The organism is Maribacter sp. 1_2014MBL_MicDiv (assembly GCF_001865655.1).
Classification (GTDB): Bacteria; Bacteroidota; Bacteroidia; order Flavobacteriales; family Flavobacteriaceae; genus Maribacter; species Maribacter dokdonensis.
In genome coordinates this window covers 2,535,322-2,551,924 of the sequence record NZ_CP011318.1, presented here as the reverse complement: position 1 = coordinate 2,551,924, position 16,603 = coordinate 2,535,322, and the positions used below count along the sequence as shown (strand labels likewise).

Here is a 16,603-nt window from a genome sequence, read left to right as displayed (position 1 = left end):
ATACTCACTGCAACTTAAACTGTACAGGAATTGAAAAAGGAACATTAACTGCTTTACCAAGGTGCTTTCCCGGAGTCATTTGTGGCAACCTTTTTATGATACGTTCTACCTCATCTTCTAATAATTTATCAGGACCGCGCATTTTTATGTTCTCTATAGTTCCCTCTGAAGAAATCATAAACATAGAACTTACCCTACCCTCAATATTAGCATCTATAGCTGCTTTGGGATAGTTAAAATGCTTACTGATGTGTTTTTGAATTTTCTCATTTAAACAAGCACGCTTATCGTCTGCATCTTCACAGCCAGGAAAGATTGGCACCTCTTCTACAGTAGCGAAGGCAACATCAATGTTATCTGAATTTTTAAATTCTTCTTCGCTTACAATCTTAACATTTTGGGACTCAATATTTACCCTGAAACCTTTTACATCTGTCTTTATCAAAAATATATTTGTATCATCAGAAAGTATGATATTCGTTAAATAATCAGGTTCATTTTCTAACCTAACTAACAATTCATTGAATTTTTGCAATTCATTTGAACTAAGCTTCGATGTATTACTTACTTTATATTCAAGAAAATCTGATGGATAAGCCCCTAAACCGTTATCATAAAAAGCAATATCCTTTCCAAATGCTTTAACCGATGATTTTAAGTCATTATCTATTAATTTATATGCTTTTCTTTGACTTACAAAATTATTATACCGTTCTGTAGATGGTAACATAAAAGCAATATTAAGAGCTTCCTCTTCCGGATGATCTTTTGCCCATCCTTCCTGAACGTTTTTTAACATTGTACTTTGCAATATCCCATATTGAAAAAATTCATATTTAGATATGGTTGTTTCTGGGTCATTGTATTTTTCTAATAACCCAGAGGTAGTTATATAATTTATATCCAAATTATTCTTTTCTATCTCCGCCTTTACCTCTGCCATTAACAGTTCATCACTTTTAGTTAAATCTTGACCATCCGTTGTGGTCTTATCCATTTCGCAACTAGTATATAGAAGCATTCCAAACACCATTGGTACTAGCAGCAAATACTTCAACTGCCATACTTTCTTTGATTTTGATTTTTGTAACATGACGATTCGTTTTTTGATTAATGATTTAGTAAAAAATTGATTGATGAATGAGATATGTTCGGTTTGAAAAACCTGAGCCAATAACTGCTCATAATGTTTTGATTGGTGCACTTTTGATACTTGAGCATCGGCAATAAATTCATGTAATTCTGAAATACGATTTTGATACACGTACACTAGCGGATTAAACCAGCCTACCACTCTCATAAACTCAAAGAACAATAAATCATATGTATGTCCTTGTTTTATGTGTACCAATTCATGGGCAATTATGGTATCGTGTTTCATTTTCAACACCTTGTCTCCAATAAAAATCGATGTAAAGAATGAAAATGCAATGTTGCTATTTGTTATTACTATTTGTGTAAACAAGGGATATGTAACCTTTTCCCCACTCTTTCTCAATAGATATAATTGTCTAATTTTTAACCAGAATAGGAACAAAGCCACTAACATTCCGCCATAAAGAATACCTTCTTGCCAAGTAATATTCCAGCCCGATGATTCTTGAACCTGCGCTACAACAGCTTCATTTTGCAATTTCCATAAATACTCAGGATATGGAGCAAAGGTTTGTGGCACTTGTTGCTTAAAAGCTTCTATTTTTACCCAAGGCAGAACCAAAGACAATACAAACGTTCCTAACAGATATAATCTGTTCCATTGAAAAAAGGTTTCCTTTTTCAAGTAAAAATCATAAACAACCAAGAAAAGAAGCTGAAAGGCAATGCTCTCTAAAATGTATTGTATCATGGTTTTTCCTTTTTAATTTCATTTAGTACCGATTCTAATTCAGACAGGCTCATATCATTCTTCTTCATAAAAAATGACACCATACTTTTAAAAGAACCTTGAAAATAGCCGTCTACCAATTTGTTGATGGACTGATTACTATAGTCCGATTTCTTAACCAAAGGAAAATACAAATAGCCTTTACCCAGTTGTTCATGATCAACAAAACCCTTGCTTTCCAGTATTCTTACAATGGTAGAAACGGTATTGTAAGCGGGTTTTGGTTCCGGTAATTTTTCAATAATCGATGCTACGTTACATTTCTGCAATTCCCACAATACGATCATTACTTCCTCCTCTGCTTTCGTCAATTGTTTCATTCAACTAATCTTTTAGTTCTATGATCAAATATAACTAAATATTTAGTTTAAACTAATTTTATAGTTGAAAAATTTTATTATGATTACCACACATGTAACAAATGCACCCTATATTAGTCTTATAGGCAACACTAATTATATGCAATGGATATTTTTTTATTAGTTCTTGGGTTTGTTTTAATGCTCGTAGGCATTCTGGGCAGTTTTTTACCTGTACTACCAGGACCACCAATTAGTTGGGTAGGTCTACTTTTACTCTACTCTACTAGCGCTATAGCCATCAACTGGACCTTCTTGGGCATTACCTTGGCGATTGCATTGATCGTTTTTGGGTTAGATTATGTAATACCAGCCATGGGCACCAAAAAATTTGGTGGCACAAAAGCCGGAGTTATTGGTACGACCATAGGTTTATTGGTTGCCTTATTTTTCCCAGTTCTAGGACCTTTTGGAATTATTATCTGGCCCTTTGTAGGTGCCTTGGTAGGTGAATTATTAAATAAGGCGGATAAAAAAACCGCTACGAAAGCGGCTTTTGGTTCTTTTCTAGGTTTTTTAACGGGGACATTTTTGAAATTCATGGTCGCCATAGTTTATTTGGGACTCTTCATTTCAAAAGCATGGGAGCATAGTAATGCGTTGTTTCCTTTCTTCAACTAAAGAAAGGAATTACTCGGTAATCCACTCGGTTTTTGCTTTAATAGACCCCCGTTTACCCTCACTTAACTCTCCATCAAAATTACCCATATAGAAAAATCCTAGACATTTTTCACCATTGGCCAGGTTTAAAAACTCGCCCATGTGTTTTATCAGCCCTGGTGAAGACCAATAGGAACCAATGCCTATTTCCGTGCACTGCAACCACATATTTTGTACGGCCATAGCCACTGCTGCAACCTCTTCCCATTCAGGTAATGATTCTTTAGGATCTCTTTGCATGCAAATAGCAATAATAGCAGCTGCCTTTTTTGGGTTCTCCTGTAATTTTTTAATCTTGGATGTCTTTGGCTTTGGGTCTAACTCCTCATACTTTTTTGCCAAAAACGCACCAAGTCTGCCCTTGGCATCACCCTGAATGACTTTAAGTCGCCAAGGCTCTGTACATTTATGGTTTGGCGCCCAGTTTGCAGCTTCTAACACCTTCTCTATATCTGCTTTCTCAATGGGCGTACCATTATATTGTACCGGAAATACCGATCGTCTCTTCTTTATTATATCTAATATCATAATGTTCGTTGTTCGTTTGTTCGTCAAGCGCAGCACGCTCTATTTTCTCTATTCTATTTTCTAATCTCTTTTATTAATCAAAGTAAAATTAAGATTTGAAAACCTCATTCTATGTTAGATTAGTATTAAAACTTATCCTTCTAATAGCAACTCCATACAATTCTTAAGAACAGGATTGGTATGTTCCTTTTTCCAAATGACGGACAAATTAGCTCTTTGGGGTATCTCCTTCAACTCAATAAACTTTACCCGCATTTGAAAGCCATTTTGTAAAGATGTGGGCACAATAGCTATGCCCATATGATTCTCTACCAATTTAAATATGGTATGCGCGTGAACCGATTTATGAGAAATTTTTGGAGCAAATCCCGCATCTTTACATATACTGATAATAGTATCATAATACAGCGGACTATAAGCCTGACTAAATAATATAAAATCTTCATTCGCAAATCGATTCATACCATCAAACTCCCTGGTCAACATAGGATATCTTTCTGGCAATACCAGAGAAAAAGTATCGGTAAATACCGTTTTCATTTCCAATGTACTAGGCACCCTACTTACACGGACAAAACCCATATCTAACTTATCCTTTAAAACCGCATCTACCTGGGCAAAATTAGAAAGCTCTTCTAAAGATGTTTTTACTTTAGGATACTTGTCTTTTATCTGTAATAACATTTTTGGAATTACCTGTTGCATAGCAGATCCCAAAAAACCTATCCGTAACTCGCCACTATCACCATCTCCTACCAATTTCAATTGACGCTCTACTTTTTCCATGTGGCTGAATATGTATTCAACCTCTTTTTTTAAATAGTGCCCCGCAGGTGTTAAACCCACTTTTTTCTTGTTTCTTTCAAACAATTGGGTTTCAATAATTTCTTCCATTTGCTTTATTTGCCTGCTGAGACCGGGTTGGGAAATAAATAATTTTTCCGCGGCCTTTCTAAAGTGTAGTTCTTGGGCTACCGCTAAGAAATACGATAGGTGCCGCAATTCTATTTGATTACTCATAGTTATGAATTGATGATAAAATTGATATTACCAAGTATTAAAAATAGATATTAATTTTAATAAAATTCTTGAAAAGCAAAAGCTATGGGTAAACAGACCTTTAAATTAGGAGAAGATTGGCTTACGGCGGGCAAAGCCATGCAGATCGTAAACAATGAATACGCGGTAACACTTTCCAGAACTACAGAACAAAAAATAGCCGATAGCTGGAAAATAGTTCAAAACATTGTAGATAAAGGTCATCCAGTTTACGGCATAAATACTGGCTTTGGCCCGCTCTGTACGACCAAAATATCAAAGTCCGAAACCAATATTCTACAGACCAACATACTTAAAAGTCATAGCGTTGGTGTTGGTGAACCCGTAGACAATGACATCGCTAAACTAATGCTGATCCTTAAAGCCCAGTCACTGGCCAAGGGATATTCGGGAATAGCCATTGAAACCTTAAACCGTATAATCTGGCACATTGAAAACAATGCCACACCTGTGGTCCCCTCCCAAGGTTCTGTTGGTGCTTCTGGGGATCTAGCTCCGTTATCCCATTTATTTTTACCATTAATTGGTTTAGGTAAAGTGCAATACCAAGGTGAAATAATTTCAACAGCATCACTTTTCAAAAAAACAGGGTTAGCACCTATTGCCTTAGGACCAAAAGAAGGGTTGGCACTTATAAACGGCACTCAATTTATAGCGGCACATGCCGTAAAAGCAGTAGTACAATTACATGCTATTTTAGCTCAGGCAGATGTTATTGGCGCTATGATGATAGAAGGTCTACAAGGGTCAGTAAAACCATTTTACAATGAACTACATGCCTTACGCCCCTTTAAAGGAAATGTTCATGTTGCAAAAAGGGTTAAAAAATTACTGAAGGGTTCAGAAATTATGGAAGCCCATGTGGATTGCGAAAAAGTACAAGACCCCTACTCCATTCGCTGTATACCACAAGTTCACGGTGCCTCAAGAACAGCATGGTTACATCTTAAAGAATTATTGGAAGTAGAATTAAATTCGGTTACGGACAACCCTGTTATCATCAATGAAGAATTGACCATAAGCGGTGGTAATTTTCATGGTCAGCCTCTAGCAATGGCATTGGATTATGCATGTTTGGCAGCATCGGAAATCGGTAATATTTCAGACCGTCGAATTTATCTTTCACTGGAAGGAAATAGTACCGGTGTACCTAAATTACTCATGAACGATACAGGTATCAATTCCGGATATATGATCTTACAATACACCACTGCGGCTTTGGCAAGTGAAAACAAAGGACTATGTTTTCCGTCCAGCGCGGATAGTATTCCTACTTCACTTGGTCAAGAAGACCATGTTAGTATGGGCTCCATTGGCGGTAGAAAAGCATTGCAGGTAATTGGCAATGTTGAAAAAATATTGGCTATTGAGTTGTTGACAGCCGCCCAAGCTTTTGAATTTAGAAAACCATTGAAATCGGGTATTTATTTAGAAGAGGTTCATAATGCCGTTCGTGAGCGTGTTGCCTTTGCCAGTAAAGACCGTGTATTTGCAGATGATATTGAAAAGGGTATTGCAATGATCAAGGATTGGACAATACTAAACGTTATAGACCGCGTACAAGCAGAACATAACATATCTTTAAAAACAAAACACTCAGAAGAGTTCGAAAATTACTAGTTGCATGACACAGAGAACACTCATAGGTCCGTTTAAACAGATTATTCCCATGACGGGGCTAAAACTAAAAGGCGCCATTTTAGACAATGAACTAAAGATTATTGATGATGGCGGTATGGTAATAGAAAATGAACAGATTTTGGCAATAGGCAATTTTGAAGATTTAAAATTGAAATTCCCAGAAATAGCTATTCACCAACTAAAAGGAAATCATGTTTGCTTACCCGGTTTTATAGATGCTCATACCCACATCTGCTTTGGCGGATCACGCGCTAAAGATTATGCCATGCGAAATGCCGGAAAATCTTACCTAGAAATTGCACATGCAGGAGGTGGTATTTGGGATACCGTTACCCAAACCAGAAAAGCGAGTATGGAAGAATTGACCAAAAATACCATAAAAAGAGCCAATCGTCATTTAAAAAACGGTACCACAACGCTAGAAGTTAAAAGTGGCTACGGATTAACAGTTGATGAGGAACTGAAAATGCTCCGCGCTATTAAAGAAGCCGATAAAGTGGCATTGCCTGAATTGATAACTACATGTCTTGCCGCACATATGTTACCCAAAGATTTTGAGGGATCCGAAACTGCGTACTTAAAAATGATCAGCGAAGAGTTATTCCCAGTTCTCAAAAAAGAAAATCTAACAAATAGAATTGACGCTTTTATAGAACAGAGCGCTTTTTCTTCGGAAGATATAAAAGCATATTTCTTGAAAGCGAAGGACCTGAATTTTGACATCACCGTACATGCAGACCAGTTTTCAACAAGTGGAAGCAAGGTTGCGGTGGATTACAATGCCATTAGCGCGGATCATCTTGAAGCTAGTACGGACATAGAAATTGAACTTTTAGCAAACAGTGATACCATAGCCGTAGCCTTACCAGGTGCTTCAATAGGACTTGGGTGCAATTTTACGCCCGCAAGAAAATTATTAGATGCCGGTGCAGCACTTGCCATAGCCAGTGACCACAACCCAGGTTCTGCCCCTATGGGCGATTTATTAACCCAAGCCAGTATATTGGGAACTTTTGAAAAATTGACCAATGCCGAAGTATTGGCAGGAATCACTTTTAGAGCTGCAGCCGCTTTAAAATTAGAAGACCGCGGTAAATTGGAAGCGGGACATTTAGCTGACCTGGCCGTTTTTCATTCGGATAATTATCAAGATATTCTTTATAACCAAGGAAATTTAAAGCCCTGTATGATATGGAAAAATGGGGTGTTGGTTTTTGATAGGCATAAGTAGTTGTTGTTGGTTGTTGGTTGTTGGTTGTTGGTTGTTGGAAAATAAACTTCTATATCCAAAATCAAATTAATTTATTTAAAAATTAAAAATGGATTTTAAAGCACAGATTCAAATGGGAATACCTACTGAATTACCTCCAAAAAAGGAGCGTTCTTCAACGGTAAGCCATGCACCTAACCGAAAGCAAATACTCTCAAAAGAAGAGAAAAAATTGGCGATCAGAAATGCGCTACGCTATTTTCCGGCAAACTGGCATGCCGTTCTCGCACCTGAATTTGCCGAGGAATTACAAAAATATGGTAGAATATACATGTATCGTTTTCAGCCAGATTATGATATGCATGCAAAAGCTATTTCAGCATATCCGGCACGGACTAGTCATGCTGCAGCGATCATGTTAATGATTCAGAATAATTTAGATCCAGCGGTAGCCCAGCACCCACAAGAACTCATTACCTACGGCGGCAATGGTGCCGTTTTTCAGAATTGGGCGCAATACCTTTTGACCATGCAGTACCTGTCAGAAATGACCAATGAGCAAACCTTGCATATCTATTCTGGTCATCCTATGGGTTTGTTTCCTTCATCAGCAGATGCCCCAAGAGTTGTCGTTACTAACGGAATGATGATTCCTAATTACTCTAAACAAGACGATTGGGAAAAATACAATGCGCTTGGTGTAACCCAATATGGTCAAATGACCGCGGGTTCATATATGTACATTGGTCCGCAAGGCATAGTGCACGGTACGGCAATCACCGTTATGAATGCATTTAGAAAAGTACTGAAGGTCGATGAAAATGCCAACGGAAAAATATTCTTAACTGCAGGTTTAGGCGGAATGAGCGGCGCACAACCAAAAGCCGGTAACATTGCCGGATGCATCACCATTTGTGCAGAAGTGAATGCGCTTGCCGCAAAGAAAAGACACGAACAAGGCTGGGTAGACGAATTAATAGACAACCTTGATGATTTAGTAAAAAGAACCAAAGAAGCCCAAAACAAACAAGAAATAGTATCATTGGCTTTTATTGGCAATGTTGTAGACGTATGGGAACGTTTTTTTACAGAAGAATTATTCATTCACCTAGGATCTGACCAAACCTCTTTACATAACCCATGGGCAGGAGGGTACTACCCAGTTGGGTTAACTTTTGAGGCGTCTAACGAAATGATGAACAAGCAACCTGAGGTATTTAAAACGAAAGTGCAAGAATCGTTACGTAGACATGCCAACGCTATAAACCTACACACCAAAAAAGGCACATACTTTTTTGATTATGGAAATGCCTTTTTACTCGAAGCCTCAAGAGCAGGTGCAGAAGTAATGGCAGAGAACAATATAGATTTTAAGTATCCGTCATACGTTCAGGATATATTAGGCCCCATGTGTTTTGATTATGGTTTTGGACCGTTCAGATGGGTTTGTTCCTCTGGTACATTGGAAGACTTAAGAAAAACAGATGCCATTGCCTTACAAGTTCTAAAAGAGATTAAAAAAGACGCTCCATCAGAAATACAACAACAATTAGAAGATAATATTAAATGGATTTCAGAAGCTGAGCAAAACCGGTTAGTGGTAGGTTCCAAAGCTCGAATTTTATATGCCGATGCCGAAGGAAGGGCAAAAATAGCCTTGGCATTCAACAAGGCAATTGAAGACAAAAAGTTAAGTGCTCCGGTAATTTTAGGACGCGACCACCATGATGTAAGCGGCACCGATTCTCCATACCGAGAAACTAGTAATATTAACGACGGCAGTAAATTCACAGCAGATATGGCCATACACAATGTCATTGGCGATAGCTTTAGAGGTGCAACCTGGGTGTCTATACACAACGGTGGTGGCGTAGGATGGGGCGAAGTTACCAATGGCGGATTCGGTATGGTACTAGATGGCTCTACAGATGCAGAGCGCAAATTGAAAAACATGTTGTTTTATGATGTCAACAATGGTATTGCTAGACGAAGCTGGGCAAGAAACAAAGAAGCAATGTTTGCATTACAACGAGAAATGGAAAGAACGAAATTATTTAAAGTAACATTCCCTACCTTAGTAGAAGACCAACTTATTGATAAATTATTCTAACAATATATGTCACATTATACTAAAGCAAATAAAGAAAATTGGTTTGGTCGAGTATCTGGTGAAGAACTCTATTTACATGAGAAAATTAGATTCTCAAGTATAAAAGATCCTATCAATATACCAGAGCACACAACCATTGCCATACTAGGCTATAGTAGTGATGAAGGTGTTAAACGTAATTTAGGAAGAATTGGTGCTGCATTTGGACCCAACGCTATTCGGAAACAGTTGGGTAAAATGACCAATCATTTAAAAGAAAACTCACAGTTATTAGATTTTGGAAATTTAGAATGTGAAGAAGATGACCTTGAGGCTTTACAAGAAGATTTATCCAATACGATCACCACTTTGCTTGACAAAGGTGCTAAACCAATAGTACTTGGTGGCAGCCATGATCTTGCCTATAGTCATTACAACGGACTAAAAAATTATCTAAAGCCAGATAAGAAATTAGGTATTATCAATTTTGATGCACATTTTGATTTGAGAGCCAACTCTGACGGTAACAATTCTGGCACTCCATTCTATCAAATTGCGATAGAACAGGAAGCTAAGAACGAATCTATAAAATATATGGCCTTAGGTATTCGAAAAGATGCGAATACCAGAGTCCTTTTTGATTTTGCAGAATCGCGCAATGTCAACTATCTACTTCAAGAGCATTTTAACATTAATTATTTAGAACATGTTCAACTAAGGCTTATTCAGTTCATGGAGGATGTAGATTATATCTATACTACCATTGATCTTGATGGATTCTCTTCTGCCTACGCACCAGGTGTAAGCGCGGCATCACCTATGGGCTTTTCTCCAGACATTGTGCTAGAAAGCTTAAAGTTGATTATTGAATCTGGCAAACTATTGGGATTGGATGTTGTAGAGCTAAACCCCAATTACGATATAGACGACCAAACTGCAAAACTTGCTGCGTCTTTAGTACACTATGTTATTCATAAAATTTAGGGTAAAAACAAAAAAAGCCTCCCTAAATGGAAAGCCTTTCATTGGGTTCTATCGGTTAAATCCGATAAACACAATTGCCTCAAATATTCTTTGAGACACAACACAACGCTGTAAAGGTAATAAAGCTTTTTAAATAAAAATAACGGTCTGTACAATTCTTGTAAAAACTAAGATCCATACACCTATTGTTGATCTTCATCACCCTTAAAAAGCTTATAAATATATTGCTTCTCTTTCAAGGTAAATTGTTTGTTTTCAAACCAGTCATGCACCTTGATCTTTTCATTTTCTATCTGGGCATTTCTAATGGCTTTTAAAGACACAATGTGCCAATGAGTACCCTTGTTACGAGAAACGGAATACCCAACATCTTCCATAATATAAGACTGTTTAGGTCTATTTATTAATCGGACGCCGTTTTTTAGAACGGCTAATGTTTCTGTTAACCGTACAACTTCAGAAAAAGAATATCTGGCAAAATCGTTGAAACCATTCTGCTCTACATTATATAATTTATCTCCAATTTTAAGGGTATCCATAACTTAAAAAAGGTACAAATTTAAAATACCTGTTAGGGTAATGGAATATTTAACGAGTATAGTTATCCACAAAATAAATGAATAAAAAACATAACCAAGTAAATGTTACGCCATACCCTTCATGGTCAACAGGGTAGTTGCCCAAACGATAACCGAAGATAAAAAGATGCCTATGGTATTCGCTAAAAAAGCTTTCTTTCTTTCAATTTTAAATAAGTAACTAGCAATGCTACCTGCATAAACACCTGTACCCGGCACTGGTAGCATTACAAAGAATATAAGTCCGTAAAAACCATACTTTTTAATTTTATCACCAGATCCCGTTTTTGCCCGTCTTGCCACAAACAACGCATTCTTTTTATAAAAATGCCATCTTAATAAATATCGATTAACAGTATTTAAAAAGAACATCATGATAGGAAATACCAGAACATTCGCTATAAAACAAACTGCCAATACCACGTAAATATTTACTCCATGAAGTAGACCATAGGGTATACCAACTTTAGCCTCTCCTAAAGGGGAGATACTCCAAAGTGCTGCTATAAGTATATCTTTCAACAAAACGTTCTTTTTAAGCGAATGCAAAATTACGTTGTTCTTGAAAAATTGTTTGCCATTTATATCATAAATGTTGTCAATTACCAATTTATATAGATAAACTACTTAAGTTGAAAAATTGTTAGCGCTTAAAATCATGTAATCTCAAATTATCCAATCATGATAACCTAGCAACATCATTTATTTGGTATTTTTAATAGCTAACAACAACTAATATCAACACAAAACAACATGGATCAAAAGAATTCCAGAAGATCATTTTTAAGACAAGCATCTTTAACCACTGCTGCACTTGGCACCGCCCCCTATTTGTTATCCGCATCAACAAATAAAGTACAACTACTACATAGAGAATATTCGTTTGATCAGTATGGTAGTAACGACCATATAAATATTGCACTAATTGGCACAGGAATTCAAGGCATATATGATACACAAGCCGCCTTAATGGTAGATTGTGTAAAAATTGTAGCTGCTTGTGACCTGTATACGGGCAGGCTTGATCGCGCCAAAGAATTATGGGGCAATGATATTTTTGTAACAAGAGATTATCGAGAAATATTAAGTAGAAAAGATGTTGATGTCGTGTTGATTGCCACACCAGACCATTGGCACCAAACCATTACAGTAGCAGCATTGAAAGCTGGAAAACATGTGTATTGTGAAAAACCAATGGTTCAAAATTTCAACCAAGGCCAAGAAATTATAAAGGCGCAAAAAGATTCAGGTAAAATCTGTCAAATAGGTAGCCAAGGCATGGCTTCCCTTGGTAATGAAAAGGCAAAAGAACTATATGAAGATGGTGCCATTGGTGATATTGTAATGCTAGATATGTACAATGATAGATATTCAGCCGAAGGTGCTTGGCAATATCCCATACCAACGGATGCCAATAACAACACCGTAGATTTTGACACTTTTTTAGGAAACGCACCAAAGGTACCTTTTGACAATAACCGCTTTTTTAGATGGAGAAATTATCAAGATTATGGGACCGGAGTAGCCGGTGATTTATTTGTTCATGCCTTCTCTACCTTAAATTATGTAATTAGCTCAGATGGTCCTAACAGAGCCATGGCTACAGGCGGGCTACGCTATTGGAAAGACGGCAGGGATGTTCCAGATGTTTCCATTACATTATATGACTACCCAAAAACAGAAACACATTCGCCTTTTAATGCGGCATTTCGCATCAACTTTATTGCTGGCAGTGGAGGCGGTGGCGGTTTTAAATTAATTGGCACTGAAGGAGAAATGGAAATTGGTCAAAATTCGGTAACCGTAAACCGTTCTAATCTAGGCTTAGAACCCAGTGGTTATTCAATGATTTCATTTACTGAAGGCATGCAAGCGGAAATAAGAAAGGAATATGCCGCTAAAAAATTAAATACTAGAGCAAGTAAATTGGCTACGGGATCAACAACTTGGCAAGCACCACGTGATTATAAAGGAGCGCATTATGACCATTTTTATAATTTTTTTACCAGCATAAGAGAAAATGGAAAAGTAATACAAGACCCAAAATTTGGACTTAGGGCAGCAGGAGCAGCTTTGTTGGCAAATGAAAGTTATACTAGAAAACAACCGGTAAATTGGGATCCTACTAAAATGAAATTGATCTAGTTAATTTTCTTCTGTTTCAACAAATTGGATATGGCGTTCCAAGTTTTCTTCAATTGAAATAAAAGATTCTATACCACGTATTCCAGAAATACTCAGAATTTCGTCTTGATATACCTGCTTATAATGAAAGCTATCCCTTGCATGCATTTTTATAAAGACGTCATACTTTCCGGTTACGTGGTGTATTTTGACCACCTCTTCAATTTCGTTCAATCTTTCCATTACCTTTTTAAATAAACTGATCTCACTTAAAAAGATTCCCAAAAATATGGTCATCTTCCACCCCATTTTTGCATAATCAAGACTTAAGGTTGCCCCGGTAATAAGACCCATTTCTCTCATTTTACGCATTCGCATGTGCACCGTACCTGGAGAAACAATTAATTTTTTGGCAACATCTGTATACGGGGTCTGGGCATTTTCTGCCAAAATATTTAAAATACTGAAATCTACATGATCAAGTTTATTCCTCATTTTTCATAATCATTTGAAATATTCATTGAATTATTACAAGGTTTTAATCCATTTTAACAAATTTAATTTATAATTAGTTAAATTTTAGTAATTATATGACAATAAAAAGGCTTAAAAATGAGGTTTTCTTTATAATTCTCTAATCAAATTGACAAATGCATAAAAAGAGGGTTTTAGAATAATTATGCCGTATCCGTAAATTTTCAACAGCGGACAAATCACTTCTTACATTATCGGTATAATTTTAAATAAAATCTAACTATTATTCAATAAAACAAGCGATACAACCTTTATTTACAAGCCGTTGTAAGCATAGGCTATTTCCATAATCCTTGAACATTCAATAATATTGTTTAGCACTAAACATGAACATTTACCATAGTAGCGAACATGTTTATATCGATAAATAAAATCGATGTTTGGTTACTTTATTTATAAGGAACAAACAACCCATTACCAACATTTCAAACTTGAACAAAGATGAAAACAACAGTAAACAGAAGAGATTGGCTTAAAAAAGGAGTTCTTTCAGCTGCAGGAGTTATGGCAGCACCTTATTTGACCTACGGGGCTTTTCCGTCACAACCTATTGCGTTAGATGCCAACGGTAATATTCCCTACACTCCTTTTTTTAAGGAGTATTTACCACAAGCACCAATGCAACCTTTAGCCTTGGCGGCTAAGCTAAATGCAAATGAAAACCCTTATGGACCATCACCAATGGCTGTTTCTGCCATGCAGGAGTACGCACCAAAAGGAAATCGTTATGCATGGAAAGAACTATATCAGTTAATGGATAAGATTGCAATTGAAGAAGGTGTTAAGCAAGAGAATATAATGATGGGACCTGGCTCATCTGATCTATTGGAAAAAACCGCCATGGTATTCTTTCAAAATGGAGGAAATATCGTTTCTGCGGACCCGGCGTATATGTCACTTATTAAAGTTGCAGAAGCAACGGGTGCCACTTGGAAACCAGTTCCACTTAAAAAAGATTGGTCACATGATTTGGCTGCAATGGAAGCAGCTGTAGATGATGACACCAAGTTGGTATATATATGTAATCCTAATAACCCAACAGGTAGTATGACAGACCATGATGAACTTATTGATTTTTGCTCTCGTGTTTCTGAAAAGACCCCCATTTTTGTTGATGAAGCCTATTTAGGATTCTTGGATGACGCCACCAAAAAAAGTATGGTATCATTGATCAATGAAGGTAAAGACGTAATCATAGCCCGTACATTTTCAAAAATACAAGGTATGGCAGGTTTGCGTGTTGGTTATATTGTAGCACAACCAGAAACGCTAGGAATTATTCAAAAAATTACACGTGGCGGCATGGGAATCTCCTTACCATCTGTTTACGCTGCTATGGCAAGTATGGATGATGTTGCCTTTAAAGATAAATCCAGAAAACTAAATAAAGAATGTAGAGACTATGTATATGAAAATCTTGACAGATTGGGGTTTGAATATGTGCCTTCTTCTACCAGCTTTATTATTTTCCCCATACAAATGGACGGTAAACCCTTCTTAGAGAAGATGACCGCCGAAGGTGTTGGTGTAAGAGCTTTTGAAATCTATGGTAAAAATTGGTGCCGAGTAAGTATGGGCACTATGGATGAAATGAAGTTGTTTACAACTGCACTTGAAAAAGTGCTCGTTTAAGTTTGAATTAGTCCGGGAGTTGGGCATATAAAGCATTGCCTTGACACAAAGCCAAAGTTCAACTCCTTTGGGCTATTTCTAATTTACTTTACAACATCAAATCCCAATGAAATTTTCAACAGCATGAATTTTGCACTACAAAAAACCCTAGAATTAATACTGATTATAGGACTTGGACTACTACTTCAAAAGAAAGTGGCAAAGCAAGATTTAAAAGGGATAAAAGTTCTGATTTTAAGCGTTGCACTACCTGCAACTATTTTTGTTGCACTATTAAAAATAGAACTTAAGGGAACCTTATTGGTGTTTCCCCTAGTTGCGTTAATTTTCAATCTTATAATGTTGGCAGCAACAAAATACTTCTTAGCTGCATCATTACACAAAGAAGAACAGAGCAAAAAGCGAACATTGATGATGTTGTTACCCTCAACAGCACCTGGCCTATCATGCTTTCCATTCATTGTAGCTTACTTAGGTGACGACACCTTAGCCTTAGCAGCACTTGCAGATATTGGAAACAAGATATTTGTACTTATCTTACTATACATGCTAGCCATGCACTGGTATCGTAAGAACTCCGTAATCAATAAACAGGAATCTTCTAAAAGTAAGCTTAAAGGACTATTTATTTCATTGATCAATGAACCTATTAACTTGGTTATCGTCATAGGATTGATCATGCTAGGCTTAGGACTTGATCTTTCATCACTGCCAACCTTTTTTCAAAATACCGCATTGAGCATTAAAGATTTAATGACTCCGTTAGTGCTCTTGTTCATAGGTATGGCGGTAAGAATTAATAAAGGCGAGTTTAAATTGATACTTGCTATGCTGTTACGCAGAATGGGCCTGGCATTTTTAATAAGCGGTGTTTTTGCCTATACAATACCTGCATTAACGCCTGCTATGATTCTACTTTTAGTAGTCTTTCCGCAAAGTGCCTGTAGCTTTTGGCCTTTTGCCCACATGAGTGCCATACAATCTATTGAAGAAAAAGACGAACAGCCAAAACCTACATTCGATGTCAATTTTGGGTTGAACATTTTGGCTTGTTCCCTACCCTTTTCAACACTATTAATAATTGGCATATTCTCATTTAGCGAATACTTCATTAACCCGCTTACACTTCTTGGTCTAGGCGCAATAATATTAGGGATCACATTTGCCCCCGATATTTTTAAATCTACCAGCTTTATGCTCGACAGAGAGCGTAAGAAGATGCCAAAATCAGTTAAACCAAAATCTAAGCTGACCATCGCAAAAAACGATTTTAAACATAAGTCCGAGAAAACAATGAACGAAGCTAAGGCCAGCTAAACT

General features: G+C 36.9%; 15 protein-coding genes. 8 read left to right on the top strand and 7 right to left on the bottom strand.

All coding sequences use genetic code 11. The features are described 5' to 3' along the window. Positions 1-4 precede the first annotated feature (4 nt). Both YQ22_RS19330 and YQ22_RS10655 read right to left on the bottom strand, forming a co-directional pair. The gene (locus tag YQ22_RS19330; RefSeq protein WP_071341199.1) at positions 5-1,846 is read right to left on the bottom strand and encodes a M56 family metallopeptidase; all 1,842 of its coding nucleotides are present in this window, start codon (positions 1,844-1,846) and stop codon (positions 5-7) included. After that, a complete protein-coding gene (locus YQ22_RS10655; protein ID WP_071341198.1) occupies positions 1,843-2,205 on the bottom strand; it encodes a BlaI/MecI/CopY family transcriptional regulator in 363 nt (120 codons plus the stop codon). The genes YQ22_RS19330 and YQ22_RS10655 overlap by 4 nt, the downstream gene beginning before the upstream one ends. A 144-nt stretch (positions 2,206-2,349) precedes the next feature. On the opposite strand from YQ22_RS10655, the gene YQ22_RS10650 reads away from it, so the two are divergent. Further along, entirely contained in the window at positions 2,350-2,865 is a 516-nt protein-coding gene (locus YQ22_RS10650) for a DUF456 domain-containing protein (protein WP_071341197.1), read from the top strand. A gap of 9 nt (positions 2,866-2,874) precedes the next feature. Here the strand turns inward: YQ22_RS10650 and YQ22_RS10645 are convergent, their stop codons facing one another. Then, entirely contained in the window at positions 2,875-3,432 is a 558-nt protein-coding gene (locus tag YQ22_RS10645; RefSeq protein ID WP_071341196.1) for a nitroreductase family protein, read from the bottom strand. A 132-nt stretch (positions 3,433-3,564) separates the two neighbouring features. After that, positions 3,565-4,452 carry a LysR family transcriptional regulator gene (locus YQ22_RS10640; RefSeq protein ID WP_071341195.1) on the bottom strand — a complete coding sequence of 296 codons (888 nt, stop codon included), beginning with the start codon at positions 4,450-4,452 and terminating at the stop codon, positions 3,565-3,567. An 84-nt stretch (positions 4,453-4,536) separates the two neighbouring features. On the opposite strand from YQ22_RS10640, the gene hutH reads away from it, so the two are divergent. The 4 genes from hutH to hutG all read left to right on the top strand — a co-directional run bounded on the left by hutH (position 4,537) and on the right by hutG (position 10,415). Continuing rightward, positions 4,537-6,111 (top strand): histidine ammonia-lyase, encoded by a 1,575-nt coding sequence (hutH, locus tag YQ22_RS10635; protein ID WP_071341194.1) that lies wholly within the window; start codon positions 4,537-4,539, stop codon positions 6,109-6,111. Between the two features lie 4 nt (positions 6,112-6,115). Then, the gene (gene hutI, locus YQ22_RS10630) at positions 6,116-7,363 is read left to right on the top strand and encodes an imidazolonepropionase (protein ID WP_071341193.1); all 1,248 of its coding nucleotides are present in this window, start codon (positions 6,116-6,118) and stop codon (positions 7,361-7,363) included. A gap of 88 nt (positions 7,364-7,451) precedes the next feature. Then, positions 7,452-9,452 carry a urocanate hydratase gene (locus tag YQ22_RS10625; RefSeq protein ID WP_071341192.1) on the top strand — a complete coding sequence of 667 codons (2,001 nt, stop codon included), beginning with the start codon at positions 7,452-7,454 and terminating at the stop codon, positions 9,450-9,452. A 6-nt stretch (positions 9,453-9,458) separates the two neighbouring features. Then, positions 9,459-10,415 carry a formimidoylglutamase gene (gene hutG / locus YQ22_RS10620; protein WP_071341191.1) on the top strand — a complete coding sequence of 319 codons (957 nt, stop codon included), beginning with the start codon at positions 9,459-9,461 and terminating at the stop codon, positions 10,413-10,415. A 182-nt stretch (positions 10,416-10,597) separates the two neighbouring features. Here hutG and YQ22_RS10615 read toward each other — a convergent pair whose 3' ends face one another. After that, positions 10,598-10,954 carry a pyruvate kinase gene (locus YQ22_RS10615; protein ID WP_071341190.1) on the bottom strand — a complete coding sequence of 119 codons (357 nt, stop codon included), beginning with the start codon at positions 10,952-10,954 and terminating at the stop codon, positions 10,598-10,600. A 105-nt stretch (positions 10,955-11,059) separates the two neighbouring features. Continuing rightward, positions 11,060-11,518, bottom strand: coding sequence for a COG2426 family protein (locus YQ22_RS10610; RefSeq protein ID WP_071342563.1), 459 nt, complete (start codon positions 11,516-11,518; stop codon positions 11,060-11,062). Positions 11,519-11,746: 228 nt separating this feature from the next. Here YQ22_RS10610 and YQ22_RS10605 point away from each other — a divergent pair, with 228 nt between their 5' ends. Beyond that, positions 11,747-13,138 carry a Gfo/Idh/MocA family protein gene (locus tag YQ22_RS10605; protein ID WP_071341189.1) on the top strand — a complete coding sequence of 464 codons (1,392 nt, stop codon included), beginning with the start codon at positions 11,747-11,749 and terminating at the stop codon, positions 13,136-13,138. On the opposite strand, the gene YQ22_RS10600 is transcribed toward YQ22_RS10605, so the two are convergent. After that, complete coding sequence (locus YQ22_RS10600) at positions 13,139-13,612, bottom strand: Lrp/AsnC family transcriptional regulator (RefSeq protein WP_058104038.1); 474 nt, start codon at positions 13,610-13,612, stop codon at positions 13,139-13,141. It abuts the gene before it with no gap. A gap of 480 nt (positions 13,613-14,092) precedes the next feature. Here YQ22_RS10600 and YQ22_RS10595 point away from each other — a divergent pair, with 480 nt between their 5' ends. After that, positions 14,093-15,283, top strand: a complete 1,191-nt coding sequence (locus tag YQ22_RS10595; protein ID WP_058104039.1) for a pyridoxal phosphate-dependent aminotransferase — start codon at positions 14,093-14,095, stop codon at positions 15,281-15,283. A 123-nt stretch (positions 15,284-15,406) separates the two neighbouring features. Next, positions 15,407-16,600, top strand: a complete 1,194-nt coding sequence (locus YQ22_RS10590; protein WP_071341188.1) for an AEC family transporter — start codon at positions 15,407-15,409, stop codon at positions 16,598-16,600. Positions 16,601-16,603 lie beyond the last annotated feature (3 nt).

Bases quoted from the DNA above. Each gene is read 5' to 3' on its own strand.
- YQ22_RS10590 (WP_071341188.1), top strand. From the start codon at position 15,407: ATGAATTTTGCACTACAAAAAACCCTAGAATTAATACTGATTATAGGA.
- YQ22_RS10650 (WP_071341197.1), top strand. From the start codon at position 2,350: ATGGATATTTTTTTATTAGTTCTTGGGTTTGTTTTAATGCTCGTAGGC.
- hutH (WP_071341194.1), top strand. From the start codon at position 4,537: ATGGGTAAACAGACCTTTAAATTAGGAGAAGATTGGCTTACGGCGGGC.
- YQ22_RS10655 (WP_071341198.1), bottom strand. From the start codon at position 2,205: ATGAAACAATTGACGAAAGCAGAGGAGGAAGTAATGATCGTATTGTGG.
- YQ22_RS10640 (WP_071341195.1), bottom strand. From the start codon at position 4,452: ATGAGTAATCAAATAGAATTGCGGCACCTATCGTATTTCTTAGCGGTA.
- YQ22_RS19330 (WP_071341199.1), bottom strand. From the start codon at position 1,846: ATGATACAATACATTTTAGAGAGCATTGCCTTTCAGCTTCTTTTCTTG.
- YQ22_RS10625 (WP_071341192.1), top strand. From the start codon at position 7,452: ATGGATTTTAAAGCACAGATTCAAATGGGAATACCTACTGAATTACCT.
- YQ22_RS10645 (WP_071341196.1), bottom strand. From the start codon at position 3,432: ATGATATTAGATATAATAAAGAAGAGACGATCGGTATTTCCGGTACAA.
- YQ22_RS10605 (WP_071341189.1), top strand. From the start codon at position 11,747: ATGGATCAAAAGAATTCCAGAAGATCATTTTTAAGACAAGCATCTTTA.
- YQ22_RS10615 (WP_071341190.1), bottom strand. From the start codon at position 10,954: ATGGATACCCTTAAAATTGGAGATAAATTATATAATGTAGAGCAGAAT.
- YQ22_RS10600 (WP_058104038.1), bottom strand. From the start codon at position 13,612: ATGAGGAATAAACTTGATCATGTAGATTTCAGTATTTTAAATATTTTG.
- hutG (WP_071341191.1), top strand. From the start codon at position 9,459: ATGTCACATTATACTAAAGCAAATAAAGAAAATTGGTTTGGTCGAGTA.
- YQ22_RS10595 (WP_058104039.1), top strand. From the start codon at position 14,093: ATGAAAACAACAGTAAACAGAAGAGATTGGCTTAAAAAAGGAGTTCTT.
- hutI (WP_071341193.1), top strand. From the start codon at position 6,116: ATGACACAGAGAACACTCATAGGTCCGTTTAAACAGATTATTCCCATG.